The sequence below is a fragment of the Alkalimarinus coralli genome (assembly GCF_023650515.1).
Lineage (GTDB): Bacteria > Pseudomonadota > Gammaproteobacteria > Pseudomonadales > Oleiphilaceae > Alkalimarinus > Alkalimarinus coralli.
In genome coordinates, this window is record NZ_CP096016.1 from 4,745,199 (window position 1) to 4,759,795 (window position 14,597).

13 protein-coding genes and 1 riboswitch are annotated in these 14,597 nt (G+C 45.4%); of the genes, 8 read left to right on the top strand and 5 right to left on the bottom strand.

All coding sequences use genetic code 11. The features are described 5' to 3' along the window. Nucleotides 1-331 precede the first annotated feature (331 nt). Both MY523_RS21425 and MY523_RS21430 read right to left on the bottom strand, forming a co-directional pair. The gene (locus MY523_RS21425) at nucleotides 332-1,456 is read right to left on the bottom strand and encodes a GGDEF domain-containing protein (protein ID WP_250656700.1); all 1,125 of its coding nucleotides are present in this window, start codon (nucleotides 1,454-1,456) and stop codon (nucleotides 332-334) included. 229 nt (nucleotides 1,457-1,685) lie between these two features. Further along, entirely contained in the window at nucleotides 1,686-2,036 is a 351-nt protein-coding gene (locus tag MY523_RS21430; RefSeq protein ID WP_250656701.1) for a hypothetical protein, read from the bottom strand. A 49-nt stretch (nucleotides 2,037-2,085) separates the two neighbouring features. Beyond that, a riboswitch (SAM-I-IV-variant riboswitch) is annotated at nucleotides 2,086-2,218 on the bottom strand. 282 nt (nucleotides 2,219-2,500) lie between these two features. On the opposite strand from MY523_RS21430, the gene MY523_RS21435 reads away from it, so the two are divergent. The 3 genes from MY523_RS21435 (at nucleotide 2,501) to MY523_RS21445 (ending at nucleotide 5,534) form a co-directional block, all read left to right on the top strand. Next, nucleotides 2,501-4,069, top strand: coding sequence for an inorganic phosphate transporter (locus MY523_RS21435; RefSeq protein ID WP_250656702.1), 1,569 nt, complete (start codon nucleotides 2,501-2,503; stop codon nucleotides 4,067-4,069). Between the two features lie 167 nt (nucleotides 4,070-4,236). Next, nucleotides 4,237-5,142, top strand: a complete 906-nt coding sequence (locus MY523_RS21440) for a GGDEF domain-containing response regulator (RefSeq protein ID WP_250656703.1) — start codon at nucleotides 4,237-4,239, stop codon at nucleotides 5,140-5,142. Between the two features lie 125 nt (nucleotides 5,143-5,267). Further along, on the top strand, nucleotides 5,268-5,534 hold the full coding sequence (locus tag MY523_RS21445; RefSeq protein WP_250656704.1) for a hypothetical protein: 267 nt from the start codon (nucleotides 5,268-5,270) through the stop codon (nucleotides 5,532-5,534). Nucleotides 5,535-5,545: 11 nt separating this feature from the next. Here MY523_RS21445 and MY523_RS21450 read toward each other — a convergent pair whose 3' ends face one another. Together MY523_RS21450 and panP are read right to left on the bottom strand one after the other, a co-directional pair. Continuing rightward, complete coding sequence (locus tag MY523_RS21450) at nucleotides 5,546-6,037, bottom strand: cupin domain-containing protein (protein ID WP_250656705.1); 492 nt, start codon at nucleotides 6,035-6,037, stop codon at nucleotides 5,546-5,548. Between the two features lie 5 nt (nucleotides 6,038-6,042). Continuing rightward, nucleotides 6,043-7,707 carry a pyridoxal-dependent aspartate 1-decarboxylase PanP gene (gene panP / locus MY523_RS21455; RefSeq protein ID WP_250656706.1) on the bottom strand — a complete coding sequence of 555 codons (1,665 nt, stop codon included), beginning with the start codon at nucleotides 7,705-7,707 and terminating at the stop codon, nucleotides 6,043-6,045. Between the two features lie 391 nt (nucleotides 7,708-8,098). Here panP and MY523_RS21460 point away from each other — a divergent pair, with 391 nt between their 5' ends. The 5 genes from MY523_RS21460 to MY523_RS21480 all read left to right on the top strand — a co-directional run bounded on the left by MY523_RS21460 (nucleotide 8,099) and on the right by MY523_RS21480 (nucleotide 13,423). Continuing rightward, nucleotides 8,099-9,496, top strand: coding sequence for a COG3014 family protein (locus tag MY523_RS21460; protein ID WP_250656707.1), 1,398 nt, complete (start codon nucleotides 8,099-8,101; stop codon nucleotides 9,494-9,496). Between the two features lie 38 nt (nucleotides 9,497-9,534). Beyond that, nucleotides 9,535-9,936, top strand: a complete 402-nt coding sequence (locus MY523_RS21465; RefSeq protein ID WP_250656708.1) for a YcfL family putative periplasmic lipoprotein — start codon at nucleotides 9,535-9,537, stop codon at nucleotides 9,934-9,936. Nucleotides 9,937-9,963: 27 nt separating this feature from the next. Further along, nucleotides 9,964-10,563 (top strand): penicillin-binding protein activator LpoB, encoded by a 600-nt coding sequence (lpoB, locus tag MY523_RS21470; protein WP_250656709.1) that lies wholly within the window; start codon nucleotides 9,964-9,966, stop codon nucleotides 10,561-10,563. Nucleotides 10,564-10,707: 144 nt separating this feature from the next. Further along, complete coding sequence (locus MY523_RS21475; RefSeq protein ID WP_250656710.1) at nucleotides 10,708-12,171, top strand: DUF6844 domain-containing protein; 1,464 nt, start codon at nucleotides 10,708-10,710, stop codon at nucleotides 12,169-12,171. 1 nt (nucleotide 12,172) lies between these two features. Continuing rightward, on the top strand, nucleotides 12,173-13,423 hold the full coding sequence (locus MY523_RS21480; protein ID WP_250656711.1) for a CsgG/HfaB family protein: 1,251 nt from the start codon (nucleotides 12,173-12,175) through the stop codon (nucleotides 13,421-13,423). A 131-nt stretch (nucleotides 13,424-13,554) separates the two neighbouring features. Here MY523_RS21480 and MY523_RS21485 read toward each other — a convergent pair whose 3' ends face one another. Then, nucleotides 13,555-14,595 (bottom strand): DsbA family protein, encoded by a 1,041-nt coding sequence (locus MY523_RS21485; protein ID WP_250656712.1) that lies wholly within the window; start codon nucleotides 14,593-14,595, stop codon nucleotides 13,555-13,557. Between the last annotated feature and the right edge of the window lie 2 nt (nucleotides 14,596-14,597).

The window sequence follows — 14,597 nt, forward strand, 5'->3', positions numbered from 1 at the left end:
GTTTATGTATCAAATGTTATTATTGTTAACGATAAAACAACGTACTATAAAATTTGCCGTTCAGTTAAAGATATAGGCTTTCGGGGGCCTAAAGTAAAGCGGCACACGCCTGTTTATCGTTATAGAGATCTTTGCACGACTACTGCGCTTACAAATACAGCGTTAAAAAATGACTCAAAATGCTCAAATATTACATATATACTGCGCTTTTTCGTCATTTTTTGCCTTGTCTTTGCTTCGCTCATAACGTCGTGCAAAGGTCTCTTATAAATAGTTAGCTTACATTTATTAATGTAGCTCACCTCTTTTTGTTATCGCATATACTCATTTTTCAAGTTGTCATTTTAGGGTTAGTGAAGCTTTTTACCGCAGGTTCAATACGGTTTCGGCCTTTTACTTTGGCTTCATACAAATTGATATCAGCTTGTTTTAATATTCGGTTGATATCTTCATATTGGCTGACTGCGCACACGCCCGCGCTCATAGTGATAGGGATGGTCTCAAATTTGTAGTTAAATGTGTGGTTTTCGACTGCTGCACGTAGCCTTTCTGCCAGAGTTAATGCTTGCAATAGTGAGGTGTCAGGAAGAAGCATCAGGAACTCTTCGCCTCCCCAACGGGAGACGACATCTATTTTTCTTGAAAGCCCCTTAAGTAGGGAAGAAAACTCTTTTAAAACCGCGTCACCGGCATCATGGCCATAGGTATCATTGACGCGCTTAAAATGGTCAATATCCATGATAATAATGGAAAAATAGCTATTGCTGCGCTGGTGTCTGTAAAACTCTTTGTCCAGGCACTCTTTCATATCTCTGCGATTTGAAAGAGACGTGAGCTCGTCGGTACGAGCCGCATACTCATAGAGTGTTGCCATATCGATCAATTCGTTCTTGGCCGTTCTTCTTGCATCATCAAGAATATAGGCGCAAGCGGTGACAAAAGAGAGCGTGGCTATAAAGCGCAGCTTAAAATCAGAATCATACTCCGTTGTGACGAACGGAATTTCAGGAAAGAAAAAAATAACAAGTACCGCACCGACCGCCCCGATTGAGAGTATAAGGCCGTACCTAATCCCCAGAATGTAAAAACCGAGTGGTGGAAATACATAAAACCACAGAGGGCCAGTGTTGCTCTCCCCCCCGGAGGCGGTTAAGTACAGGAATAGAACGCCAACCATGAATATGAATGTATTTTGATAGAATCGCTTGTTCTGCCTGAAGTGGTAATTTACCAGGTTGACTAATGTAATAGCCGCGAACAGAAACAGGATATTGCCATGAAAGTGGTGGCCAGAAATATGCGATTTGCTACCGATAATAATTAAAAAGAACAGAGCACCTACGGACAAATATCTGGCGACATTGGTCACTCGTTGGTCATCTCGCTCTTTAACTGCAATGATTCGTGAATTGACGCGTTCCTGAATTGAATTTGAAGGATTATTTATCGGAATCATCGGAACTCTGTGTATTGTAGTAGATTGTTCTCTCCATTTTGTTTGTCGCACTCTTAAGTGATAGCTCAGATAGGCCTGATTGTAAATGTATTCTGACGGTCAGCGTTGCTGTGTTCTTCAAAAATATAAGCGCCATCACGAAATGACATACTTACTGTTCGGTGCAAACAGGTTGTGGACGCTATAGCTCCGAAATAAAACTAGAGTTTCCGGGTTTAAGGGTGTACAGCTACAACCCTGGTAAGGGCAATTTTGTTGTGACCACCTCTGCATAATGGACTGCATCGCTTAGCGACCTGAAGGACTTTTGGGTATAGCAGTTGTTGCCTTGTCCGTCTTTATACTCTGAATAGAGAAACCATCTTCTGCAAGTCGCTGGTGGCTGTTTCTTGATATAACCTGGCGCGACCCACTGCCGCACAAATGTTGCGTGAGCTGCATGCCAATATTGCACGGTTTCAAGTTGCGATAACCTCTGTGCACGATCACTGCCTTTGCAGTTGTCGCTTTTCGCATCAGGGTGGTGTGTTAATACGGTAGGAACTTCCGACTGCCTGTATAAGGTTGCTTCTTCGAACATACTTTTTCTCCAATGAGCTGTTTAGGCTGGCATCAGAGAGCAGATTGCGATTTGCCTGGTTTGTTGCCGAACTTAAACATACTTACTTAAGTAGGCCACATCTTCAGAGTTGTGAGGCTCTGAACACCACCTTGCCCCAGGGGCAGGTTGGCGAGGACACTGTCCTGCTCTTGATGAAAATAACTGAGCAAATATTAACCATAAAATTGGTTAAACGCAATCACTCTGAGAGGTTCATTTATCGAAAATTAGTGCCATTTTTAATGTAAAGAGGTTTCATTTTTAGTCATTTCATCCTATAGTGCACCCGCCTAAATATCCCTCGATTTAAGTAGTGCCCGGCAATGCTCAGGGTGGCCTTATCGTCTAGGCAGTAACCCGCTATACTCGGGTTTGACAGTGTCGCTGGTAGCTTAGGCAGCTGGTAGGCAGCAACTATTCATCAGTCAAAGGGTTTCAGTGTGATGGAATTCTCAAACATTAATCAAATTGAAAAAGCGTCTGCGCCCTATCAGAACGAGATGATGCGTTTAGGTGTTGGCCTGTTTTTTATGGTTGGCATCATGTTTTATGTGGCCACCACAACCAAAGGTCTTGACGGTAACTATATGCTAATCATTGCAGCAATGATCGGCGGTTACATGGCGATGAATATTGGTGCCAATGATGTTGCCAATAATGTAGGACCGGCAGTGGGCTCGAATGCTGTTACGCTGACAGGCGCAATACTTATTGCAGCGATATTTGAAGCCGCAGGTGCGTTGCTGGCAGGTGGCGAGGTTGTTGGGACGATTAAAAAAGGCATTATCGACCCAACCTCAATTACCGACCCTGATGTGTTTATATGGTTGATGATGGCGGCGTTATTGGCGGGTGCCCTTTGGCTTAATTTGGCGACATGGTTAGGTGCGCCAGTTTCCACTACTCACTCTATTGTCGGTGGTGTGTTGGGCGCAGGTATTGCTGCCGGTGGTTTTGGTATTGCGAACTGGGCAAAAATGGGCGCTATTGCAGCAAGCTGGGTTATCTCACCTGTTTTGGGGGGGATTATTGCGGCAGCATTTTTATATTTGATTAAGCGAACGGTGTTGTACCGTGATGATGTTAGCAGTGCTGCAAAGAAAATAGTTCCTCTGCTGATTGCGTTGATGGCATGGGCGTTTGTTACCTATCTTGCGCTAAAAGGCCTCAAAAAAATATGGAAACTTGATATTCTGGCAGCAGGCGGTATTGGCCTTGCTGCAGCTATTGTGGTTCTGTTTTTGGTTAAGCCTGCGATATCACGCTTGGCAGATACCATTGAAAATTCAAGAGACGGCGTGAATGCACTTTTTACTGTGCCGTTAATATTTGCTGCGGCGATGTTGAGCTTTGCTCACGGAGCCAATGATGTGGCGAATGCTGTTGGTCCGTTGGCGGCTATAAACGATTCGCTGGTGAACGCCGGTATATCAGCGAAAGCGCATATTCCTATATGGGTAATGATGGTGGGGGCTATTGGTATTTCTCTTGGTCTGATGCTTTATGGTCCGAAGTTGATTAAAACGGTTGGATCTGAAATTACCGAACTAAATAAAATTCGCGCCTTCTGTGTGGCGATGGCCGCGGCAATTACGGTTATCATTGCCTCTCAATTAGGGCTCCCTGTGAGTTCTACGCATATCGCGGTTGGTGGTATTTTTGGTGTGGGCTTTTTAAGAGAGTATTTGAAGGTGAGTTATGCCAGCCAGTTGCACTCCATAGCGGAGCTTCACGAAGGCAAGGATAGGGAGCAAGTTAAGAAGTTCCTGGAAGACTTCAAAAAAGCATCGGTTGATGAGATGGATCAGATGCTGAAGAAGCTGAAAGCCAAGCAGGCCGATGTTCACTTGCCTAAAAGTGAGCGAAAGCGGTTAAAGCTGGTTTATCGCGAGGAGTTGGTTAAGCGCTCTCATTTAGCAAAAATTGCAGCGGCTTGGGTTATTACTGTACCTGCATCCGCATTGTTGGCTGCCATGCTGTTCTTTACTATCCGCGGAATCATGATGCCATAACGGCCTTCAGGCAGCAGTTTAAACGTGAGCTGCTGCCTCCCTTCTGAATACCCACCTTTAATTCGCCATCCTCCCCTGGTTTTGATCTATTCCATATTAACGATGAAATTTTGGCTATAGTATAAGTAGTTCTTGTCAGAAATAGCTGTTGGGTTGTAAAAAACTACATGAATGTATTGTTGGTAGAAGATAGTCGGGCTATTCGTCAGCTCGTTACTGCCTATGTCGAGCAGTTTGGTCATCGTGTCATATCGGTGGAGAGTGGTGAAAGTGCGATGGAGATATTCGATCAGAGCCAGATTGATATGGTGCTAATGGATATCGAGCTGCCAGGAATAGATGGGTTTGAAGTCACTAAAAGAATTCGTGCAAGGCTCTCTGGTGACTGGATCCCTATTGTTTTTCTAAGCTCTAACTCTTCAGATCAGCACTTTGTAGAAGGTATTAATGCTGGTGGTGATGCCTATCTGGCAAAACCGGTAAACGGCCCGGTATTACAGTCAATGGTTCAGGCAATGGGGCGAATTGCTGCGATTCAAGAGCAGCTGCAAATCGCCAACAAAGAGCTCTCTCGGTTAGCGCATATTGATGCACTAACGGAGCTTAATAATCGACGAGGGTTTGTGCTGCACTACGGGCGAGAGTGGGGGCGGTCCAGCCGTGAAAACCAGCCTCTGTCTGTAGTGATGATTGATATTGACTCATTTAAGACCTTCAATGATAACTATGGCCATCTGGCAGGGGATGATTGTTTACGTTTGGTTGCGAAAACGTTGGTTAGCAGCCTTCTCAGGCCCACGGATATGGTTGCTCGTTACGGCGGTGAGGAATTTGTCGTGTTGTTGCCAAATACGTCGCTTGAAGGCGCGATGCTTGTCGCTGATCGGCTGCGGGAATCTGTTGCGCAGCAGCAAGTTGCTCATGATTTTTCTCCTGTGGCCAAGCATATTACGATTAGCGCCGGGTGCGCTGAAAAGAAGGCAGGTCAGGCCCCCAACCAACTAATCGACTCGGCAGACAAAAGCCTTTATCTAGCCAAAGAAAATGGGCGGAATCAGGTCTATGGTGAGTAACTTTTCATAATGCCTGCTGGCGCCCTTAAATAACAACTGGTTATAATCAGGCATAGTATGCTGGCACCAGTTTTACATAGAGGTAAAATTGAAGGCATTAATTCTTTGTATTTGGGAGTATGGGTATGAGTAGTGCTGAAGAGAGCCGACAGGCTAAAATAATTTCAGAGTTGCGAGTCTTTATCAAAAAGGTTTTGAGTGATCCAACGGTTGCCAGCAAGTGCATGGATATTGCGCGAAATCTTAAGAATGAACCGGATGCCGATGCAAAAATTGCTGAAGCCATTAGTGCCGAAACCATTGTCAGGATTCCCGAGGTGCACAGTGACGCTGACCGGATTTTTATAGAGATTATTAAAGATGTGCTTGAAGATGAGGCGGCTCTCTACTAATAAGTATCCGGCTAACGAGCACCGCTATCTTTCTTGATGAGATGCTTTATCTCATCAAAAAGCGCAGGATATAAGGATTGCATCTGTTTTTGTGATGCAATCTGCATGTCTGAGTACTCAAATCCAGGGCAGACTGACTCACTGATCAGCCCGTAATCCCCTTCCAATAAACGGCTTGCTTTCCAGTATCCGCCTTCGACTAACAGTTGAAATTGTTGCCCGTCTTCCAGGTTTGGGCCAAGGATGTAACGTGTCAGCTGGCCTTCTGGGCTTATTAGTGTGTACTCAATTGGAAAGCCGGAATGGTAGAAATGAATGATGTCTGACTTGTTCTGATGAAATGCACCAATAGGCGAGTCGTTCGTCAGCAGGTAATAGATGACGCTCATCGCCAATTGGTTGTGCTGCGTTGAGTGCGTCGATTCGAAGGTACGTCTAAAGTAGCCTCCTTCAATGTGTGGCTCCAGCCCTAACCTTTGTATGATGCTATGTTTATTCAGCACTTCAGTTAGCCAGCGTTGGCTTTGTCGCTTTGGTCACCACACAACCTTTCCAACGCCGCCATTTCTCCTGCAATTTTGGCGTGCTGGGCAATCTCAGCCTGTTCGCTCAGGATCTCTTCAAGGATTTCTACGGTGGTCAGGGGGTTTGCCAGGACAACCCTGAATACAACGCAGGGCCTACCCTGATATTGCATGGGTTCCAGCCGTGTTCTGGAAACAAAGGCTCGCCCTAGTTCCCGCTGCGCCTTCTGTATATATTTAGTGACTCTATTCAGGTGGGTATTAATCCTCTCCATCTGTTCTGGGGATGAGGTTTTAAGCGTTTGTTGCACGTTGCCAGGGCAATAACGGTAGGTCAGTATATTGAGTTCAGGCTCGGTAATTAGCTCAAACAGATCGTTTTGCTTGATTAACTTGGCGAAAGAGCGGGCCTTGTCGATGCCTTGGTTAATCAGGATTTCGTAACCTTCTCGGCCAATGATTCTTAACCCTGAATGTATAAGCATGGCCATACCCGGGCGAGAGCCTTCCAATGTGGTGCTACCCAGGTCTTTCGAGCCTTTTCGTATTATGTACTGGGCATGGTGTTCAATTGAACTCAGCTTGGTTGGGTCCTTAAACAGAACTAAACCTGCTCCCATCGGGACGTAGAGCTGTTTGTGGGCATCGATGGTAACAGAGTCTGCTTTTTCAATGCCTTTCAGTAGGTGTTTGTTATGTCTGGAGAAAAGGGTCGGTCCGCCCCATGCCGCATCAACGTGAAAGTGTGCTTTGAACTCTCTGGCTATTTCTGCCATTTCATCTAACGGGTCTACATTGCCTGTTTCGGTGGTGCCTGCGATACCGACAATTGAGATGATCTTGACTTTTTCACTCTGAAGTTGAATGCACTTCTTGCGTAGCTCATCAAGTTTGATTCGGTTATTTTCGTCGGTTTCAATCGCCACCATGTTTTCACGGCCAATACCCAGAACGTCAGCGGCTTTACTGAGGGAGTAGTGACCGCGCTTCGATACAACGACTGCTGCGCCTTCGTAACCGTAGTACTTTAAGGCTTTGAACAGCCCCTGTTGGTTGATACCTTTAAAGTTTCCCTCAGCTGGGAATGCCAGGTTTCTGGCCGCCCAGAGTGCGGTGATGTTGGCGACCGTACCCCCTGATGCCATCGAGCCAAGCGCATGATAGGCATCGTGCATCCAGCGCTTGTAAAACTCGTTATCCTGATCGTAGATAAGCCTGTGCAACATCCCCATTACTTGACGCTCCATCGGAGTGAACGCCTTTGAGGTCTCGGTTTTTACCAAATTCTGATTGAGTGCAATCATAATTTTGGACAATGGCAGCATAAAATAGGGGAGTGCCGAGGTCATATGGCCTACAAAGCTGGGAGATGCTGTGTGTACCGATTGAGCGACCAGTTTATCAAGTAAAAACTGGGTCTGCTCCGAGACAAAGATTGGTTTGTCGGGGATTTTTGCGTCGGAGAAATCTTTCTCCACCTCGGAGAGGTCTTTTTCCACTGCCACAATATGGTCTTGTAAAAAGCCAGCAAGATTTCGAGAAATATTCTTGTCAATCTGGCTGAGGGTAGAGTCTGGAGCCTCGGGTACAGTGAAAACCCGGTACATACTCTTTATGCTGGCGAGAGCCAGTTTTTTCTGTTGTGGCATAAGCTTATCTTCGAGTGTTAACGACTACGTTCTGCTACTGGCTCGATAGGTTCTGATTGACAGTGTAAAAACAGTATCGCAAGCCCCTGTATGTAGGAATAAAGGGACAATGAATTCGTAAATAATGGGGCGTAGTATAGACTGTCGGGAATAAGATAACCAGAGGTGCGATAGAGCGCAGTAACACGGCTTCCAGCCATACAGTTATGCACCTATAGTTAGTATCGCTATGTATGCTTAATTAGTATCGCTATGTACGTTTAATTAGTATGAATATGTATGTTAAGAGTCAACCTGGGAGCATAAAATTACGTTGCCTTTACACTTCGGCTTAATGCATTATGAGCGGTTTGAATATACACTGCCTGCGAGAAATAAGGAGTTTTGTTCTATGGCGTGGTTTATTTGTATCTGCCGAAGCGTTGCGCCGGTCATTCTGTTTGCGGTGCTTCAGGGCTGTGCAACCTCATCTCTCTTCAATGCGTATCCTAATCAGGCGGTAGTTTTTAAGAAGGCGATAGGCCCGGCTCAAACTGATGTGATGGCCGATAAGGTTTTGTCTGACCTGAGTGAAGAAAGAGACAGTGCAGATGCCATGCTCTATATGATGGAGCGAGGGCGCGTCGCTCAACTGCACTCTCGCTTTGCTGATAGCAAACAAGACTTCCAATTAGTTATATCCCGATTTGATGAACAAGATCTTGAATCGACGGTTAAACTTTCAGATTCTGCCGCTCAAGGCTCCTCTCTTTTAGTTAACGACAATGCGATCCCGTATAAGGGGGCAGGCTATGAGCGCATATTTACTCATCACCATCAGGCGTTTAATTATTTGGGAGAGAAAGATCTGGAGGGTGCATCAGTCGAGTTTAGAAAGGTAGCGCTTGAACAGAGAATTCTTCTGGAGAAACATGAGCAGGAAGTTGCTGAGGCATATGACGAAGCAGCAGAAAATGATATTGATATGAGCACGCTCTCGGAGGCTTTCTCAGGGCTTGATTCAGTCGCTGGCAGCGTGAAGAGTTCATTCCAGAATGCCTATACCTTCTACGCATCGGCCGCATTCTGGGAGGCAACAGGTGAGCTTAATTCGGCGTTAGTGGATTACAAAAAAGCCTATGAAATAAACCCCGATAATTCGTTCATTAAGCAGGATATTGAAAGGGTTGCATTTAAACAGGGCGGTAGCTCCGGTGACAACGTTAATATCGCCAAAGACAACCAAGGCACCATCGTGGTGTTTTTTGAAGATGGTTTTGTACCGGCAAAAAGCGAAATTAAGCTACCTATACCTACTTTTGATGGCGGTTTTTTTTCGTTGGCGTTCCCCTATTATGATGTGAACCAGTGGCCGGTCAGTCAGTCATTAAAAGTAATGGATGACCGTTTTAATGAATTGGGAAGAACGGAGATTGTGGTTGATGTCGGCGCGTTGGCGGTTAAAGATCTTAAGGAGCGCATCCCCGGCTTGATTGTGCGGCAAACGTTAAGAGCGTTCGCCAAGTATGAAATGCAGAAGCAGGCTGAAAAAAATGGCGGGGCGGCGGGCCAGCTGATGGCCAGCCTATACAATATTGTTTCCGAGAGCGCTGACCGGCGAAGTTGGTTGACCCTCCCGCATACCGCGCAAATTATGCGCTTTAACCTTGATGAAGGGGTAAGAGAGCTTAACTTTTCCACGCCAATAGCTCAGACCTCGCTCGCTCTGAATGTTAAACCTAAAAAAACAACGTTTGTCAGGGTGGTTAACGCAAATAATAACTTGATAACTCAGGTATATGAGCTTTAACTAATACAATAATTTATATCTTCATAAGGAGCATGAAAATGCGAAATGCGATATTGAAAGCCGTAATTATTGCAGGTGGAATATCTGCAATGGCAGGGTGTGCCGTTAATGAAACGGCGACGGTGACGGTTAATGATGATGGCACGACTCAGATTATCGAATCAAATAGTGGGCTATTATCTGACAGCTTGTCCATAGCCGACAGCAAAACAGGTTTTGTGGGGGATTTGCTAAAGGCGCAGGTGTCGATTAAAAATGACTCCAGAAGTGATCTCAACTTCCAATATAAATTTAAATGGCTAGATAAAAATGGTTTTGAAGTCGCGGTTGATGGCCGTCCGTGGATACCGATTAGTATCACTCCCTACGAAACCAAAACCGTTCAGGGCGTCGCGCCAAACCCTACGGTGAATGCTTTTAAGATCCTAGTTCAGGACTGAATATAAAAACCAACCATGGAGAAATCGATGAAATTAGTACAGTTTTTTGCAGTCATTATGGCTGCGCTTATATTGGCATCCTGTTCCAGTGGCCCAAAAATACAGTATGGTGATGCGACGGCTGTTGAAACCACCACCATAGGGTTTGGTTCAACTGATCTGCAGTCTATTGCTGCGAAGCTGGTGGATGACTTAATTAGCTTTCCACCCATTGTGCAAATGACAAGCTCCCGCCGTCCTGTTGTATTTGTTGATAAAATAAAGAACAAAACAACGGAACATATCGATACTGAATCCATTACTGATACCGTTCAGACTAAACTGCTTCAATCAGGGAAGTTTCGCTTTGTTGATATGACGGCGGTAAAAGCAATACAGGAACAGATGAAGTTCCAGACCGAGAGCGGCATGGTTGACCCAGGCAAAGCAGCGGCATTTGGCAAGCAGACTGGTGCAGAATTCATGTTGTACGGCAATATGTCCAGCATTGTGAAGCGTAATAGTGGCGCGCAGGATGTTTACTACAAGTTCACGCTCAAGTTAGTCAATCTTGAGAGTGGCATTATGGAGTGGGCTGGGGAGAAAGAGATACGTAAGACCGGTGAGAAGTCTTTTATGTCTCTGTAAGCACGCTTAAACGCTAAGCTAAAGCATAAAGCCGAAAGTTGTTTTTCTCACAAAGCATTTTCGGCTTTTTTAATTGATAGATATAGGTATTGTTGAAAATACTAGGTGTTGGGTAAGTAACCATTCATGATTAAGGATGAGATAATGAAGACAACAAAAAAATTAGGTTTGGCTGCCGTATTGATGACGGCATCCGGTTTTTCACTGGCAGATGCGCAAGCGCCACCCGCGCCCCATGTGCCAGTAGCGCCTCAGCACTTGGCCTTACAAAATGAGGGGGGCAAAGAGACAGATGCAGTAATGGCAGAAAACTCAGGGAGTAATGCCTCGATCGAAGAACAGAGTGTTGAAGCATCAAATATGTTCCCGGTTGCAGATCAGCTCTCTGCTAATGATTTGGAAATAAAGCGCGATAATTATCTATCTAAGCGTGGCATGAAACTTGGTCAGAACATTAAATACAATGATCAAGGTGTGCCGGTGAAGCAGTACTATATTGGCTGGGGGCAAGCCAATATCAGTCTTTCTCCGACAGATGTAGCGTTTGCTGATGCGCGTGTAGCAGCTTTTGAATCAGCATTACTAGCAGCGAAAGGCGAGTTTGTGAAAACTAAAAGGCGCCAAATTGCCTCTGAGTCGATGCAGCGATTCTTTCAGGATGAGCGGGATTTTGATCCTGAGAAAGCAGCAGCCAACGATGACTATTTAAACAGAATGACAGACAAAGTCGCCACTTTGGCTGAAACGAAACTTGATGAGCTATTAATAGAAGCAGGGGAAGATCCTTCAAAATTTGGCTCTGCAGAGAAAAAACGTCTTGCAGAGGATTCGTTTCAAAAGACGATCAGCGTAAAAGCGCTGTCTAACGTGGCAGGCGTTCGAACATTAGCATCGTTTGAAGACCAGAAATCGGTGGGGGTCATGATTGTCTATTCTCAAAAACTTGAGGAACAGGCAAAAGCGATCTCCAGAGGTAAAGGGGCTTCGAAAAGCCAACGCATTGCCGGTAAATCGAGTGTTCCCCAGCAAATAGAGGCGAGTGTTGGAGATAAGGAAAACTATATTTTTCAACATGGCGTGCGTATTTTAACGGATGAATTTGGTAACCCGGCGCTTGTGGCGTTTGGGCAATCGGGGGTTCGCGCCACTAATAATGATTCAAAATTCAAAGTCGATATGGCGATAAAAGCGGCTAAGAGTGCCTCCCAAAGTTTTGCCTCAGCACAGTTTTCCGAGTTTGTTAATGCCACTGTCGCACTCGAGGACAAAACCCAGCTGCTGAGCAGCACTCAGATTAATCAGGTTTCTCAAGATGGCATTTTGACAGAAGAAGAACAAGTCAATGTGGGAAAACTCATTGATAATTATGTTAAGCAAAATAGCCGTACCAAAATCACTGGCATGACGACTATAAAAACCTGGACCGCTAACCATCCGGATACTGGTCATCTTATCGTCGGGGAGGTGTTGATGTGGAGTCCGTTTACACGAGATGCCGCAACTCAGAAGTTTAATAAGGCGCCGGCCAAATCTACTCAACCTAAACCGGCTAAGCAGCAAAACAAACTGCACCAAAGTGCTGATTTTGAATCAGACGCGAGCTTTTAAAATGAAAAAAATACTTTGCTATGTACTACTGGGGGTGATCTATACTAGCACCTCAATGGCCAAGACCGTTATGGAATCACGCCAGACGTCGGGGTTTGGTTCTAGTTACCAAGAAGCACTGGCCGCTGCGTTGCTCGAAGCGGTTAGACAGGTTCGCGGATTAGAAATTGGCACTGAGAAACAGTTGCAGATGGAGTTTCAACAAATAGCAACGGGGTCTTCTGAAACAACGACAGCCAAAGCCGGCGTTAAAGAAGATATTTATACGCGGTCAAAAGGCTGGATAGATTCATATGAGGTGATTGAGGTTGTAAAACCTGAAGCAGGCGAGTCGTCATGGGAGGTGACTGTTTTAGCCAATATTCCTAAATTCCAGTCAGACATCAAAAACGATACCCGTAAAAGTATTGCGATAATGCCGTTTCGGTTTGCAACGGCCACCTTTGCCGTTAACGATCAAGGTAAAACGACGAATGCATATCAGTTGTCGAAACGATTAAAAGATCGTATTCAGTCTGGGTTTACTCAGTCTCGCAAGTTTGCGGTATTAAATCGTGATTATGGCGAAGAGTTTGAGTCTGAGACTCGATTGCTATCGTCTAAACATGTGCCGGCAAGTGAAGCGGGCCGGTTAGGTCAGGTGTTGGGAGCAGACTTTATGGTGGTGGGAAATATTTTCGACTTATCCACTAAAGTTGAGATATCAACGTTCTATGGCATGACTGACACGAAAATGGTTGACCGAATAGACTTGTCTTATCAAGTCATAGAGGTGGCTACTCAGAAGGTTATGTGGGCTGACACGGTGTCTCAGGAGTTTCCACGAAAAAAAGACCAAAAGAATACGGTTACACTAGATGCTGTTGCCAATATTGTGGTTTCAGGCGTCATGGATGTGATCTATCCCGTCAAGGTGATGGATGTGGTTAGTCAATCAGAAATTTATCTAAACCAGGGCGGCGATAGGATCAAGGTAGGAGACCGTTTTGAACTGTTTACCAAAGGTCGCAAAATAGTTGACCCGGATACCGGAATGCCCATTAAAGTAGACGGTAGTAAGTTGGGCGAGTTAAGTGTGCTTACCGTGTTGCCTAAGTATGCTATTGCTGAGTTAATCGATGGTGAATTAAAGCGGGTTCAAAAAGGGGCGGTTGTTCGGCTAATCACACAAGAGGAGGGGGCGAATAACACGCCTGTCAGTAAAGAGGCTAGGCCCACGGCCGGTTCAAGCGAAGCCCCGATTCAGTGGTAGTTCACTCTGCTGCTGAGTTGTGTTGCTGATTAGAAAGGCCAGTAGTTAATCTGCTGGCCTTTTTGATATCAGACTTTTTTAATGCTCTGCCCTTTTTTAATACGCTGTCCTTTTTATACCTAGGCGCAGATCTAAAGTAGTTCTTTCACCGCCCGTGTTAGCGCTTGCTCAATTTCATGGCCTTCAAGCTTTCGACCATTAACAAATATTGCAGGTGTGCCTCGAATACCCAAATTGATCGCCTGTAGTTCAGATTTTTTCACCTTCTGTGCTGTGCTTTCATCACTCAGGCAGGCCTGAAATTTTTCACTATCGAGTTGGAGTTCCGCCGCTAGCTCAGTCGGTGAGTTATTTGTCAGCTGAGCCTGCTTTTCAAATGCCAGGTTATTGTATTGCCAAAACTTGTTCTGTTGGTCTGCGCACACCGCCCCTTCGGCTACTTTTCTTGAAATACCAGAGCGGTTAATAGGGAAGTCCATATACGTTAACTGGATTTGATCTCCATACTCTTTGAGCAGCTTGTGCAGGGTATGGCTGGCGTCTTTACAGTGTGGGCACTGATAGTCTGCAAACTCGACAATTTTAACTTTAGCATTAGCGCCTCCCGTGGTTGGGTAGCCTTCAGTCTCAATCGTAACGGCGGGTGACTTAGGTGGGCGAATAAGCAGCGCAAATTCCCCTTTGCTCTCTAGCTCGCCCAATACAGAAAAACGCTTTTCTCTGACTTTTTGTTGCATCAGGTACTGGGTAATATCGTCCTTTATCTCGTAAAGCGGCTTGCTGATGCGCTCTTTGTTGGCTTCAAAGAAGCGGTTGACATCCTCTTCAGATGGCGGTGAGACGGCAAGTAGTTTTTCTCGCGCCGCCTCTTCTGAAATATTTTCCTTTTTAGCTTGTTCAGCAGCGACTAGCTGAAGTGCAGCCTCTTCCAGGAAGGCGCGTTGTTTCTCAAAATGCTCGTGTTCCATTTCATAGTACGGCATAGCGACACTGGTTGGCAGGTCACTGAGTGTAAAATCTGACCCTTTAAATGATATAAGTGCGTCTGTCTGCTCTTCTGAGGGTGTTTTTGCTGCATTCATTATGGTGGCAGAAATCAGCATACCAAGTGCAAAAGCCGCAAATGCGAAAGTGAACTTGCTGCGGTTTTGCTGGCGTTGGTTTTCGTTCATAG